This window comes from Variovorax glucosi, assembly GCF_051216695.1.
GTDB lineage: Bacteria > Pseudomonadota > Gammaproteobacteria > Burkholderiales > Burkholderiaceae_C > Variovorax.
Window position 1 is genome coordinate 1 of record NZ_JBPJZE010000258.1, and the last position, 1160, is coordinate 1160.

Sequence of the window (1160 nt, forward strand, 5' to 3'; positions counted from 1 at the left end):
TGCATGCAGCCCGCCACGACGCGGCCTGCGTGCTGCACACGCACACGGTCGCGTTGGTCAGGGTGTCGTCGCTCGAATGCGGCCTGCTGCCGCTCACACAGACCGCCATGCGCTTCCTGAAGATCGGCTACCACGACTACCAGGGCGTGGTGCTGAACACCGAGGAGCAGGCCTCGCTGCTGGCCGACCTGGGCGACCGCGAGGCCGTGATCTTCCGCAACCACGGTGCGCTGGTGGTGGGCCGCAGCGTGGGCGAGGCCTTCAACTGGATGCACCGGCTCGAGCTGGCCTGCCGCGCGCAGATCGGCGCGATGTCGTGCAACACGCCGCTGCAAGCGGTGCCGAAGCACGTCCTCGAAGAGACCTGGAACAACTACCAACCCGGCACGCGCCGGCCCTACGGCCTCATGGAATGGCCAGCGCTGCTGCGCAAGCTCGACCGGATGGACCCGGGCTTTCGCGACTGATCGATCACCCCCCACGAGAACATAACAATGACACGAGACAAGCCCTCCTTCTTCCGGAAACTTCTCTGCACCACGGCGCTGTTGGTCGCCGGCCTCAGTGCCACCGCGCAGACGGCCTATCCCAACAAGCCCGTGCGCGTGGTCGTCGCCTTCACGGCCGGCGGCACCACCGACATCCTCGCGCGCGCCGTCACGCAGCACATGTCGGAAAAGCTCAAGCAGTCCTTCATCATCGACAACAAGCCCGGTGGCGGCGGCAACATCGGCACGGAGTTCGTGGTGCGCGCACCGGCCGACGGCTACACGCTGATCGTCAACTCGGTCGGCCCGATGGCCGTCAACCAGACGCTCTACAAGAACCTTCCCTACGACCCGCTCACCGACCTCGTGCCGGTGGTGCAGATCGCCGACGTGCCCAACGTGCTGGTGGTGAACCCCGAAGTGCCCGCGAAGACGCTGGAAGAATTCATCGCCTACGCCAAGGCCAACCCCAACAAGCTGAACTACGGCTCCACCGGCGTCGGCACCTCGTCGCACCTGTCGAGCTACATGCTCAGCAAGCGCATCGGGGCCGAGACGCTGCACGTGCCCTACAAGGGCGCGAACGCGCTCAACGACCTGCTCGCGGGCCGTGTGCAGTTCATGTTCGCAACCATTCCCTCGGTCCTCGCGCACATCAAGACAAGCAAGCTC

2 protein-coding genes are annotated in these 1160 nt (G+C 65.7%); both read left to right on the top strand.

Annotated features, from left to right (window positions below):
- Positions 1-467: class II aldolase/adducin family protein (locus ACSFA3_RS24765; RefSeq protein WP_435508010.1), on the top strand; the 467-nt coding region annotated here is incomplete at its 5' end.
- Between the two features lie 27 nt (positions 468-494).
- Positions 495-1160, top strand: a 666-nt coding sequence (locus ACSFA3_RS24770; RefSeq protein WP_435508011.1) for a Bug family tripartite tricarboxylate transporter substrate binding protein, incomplete at its 3' end; no start/stop codon positions are given.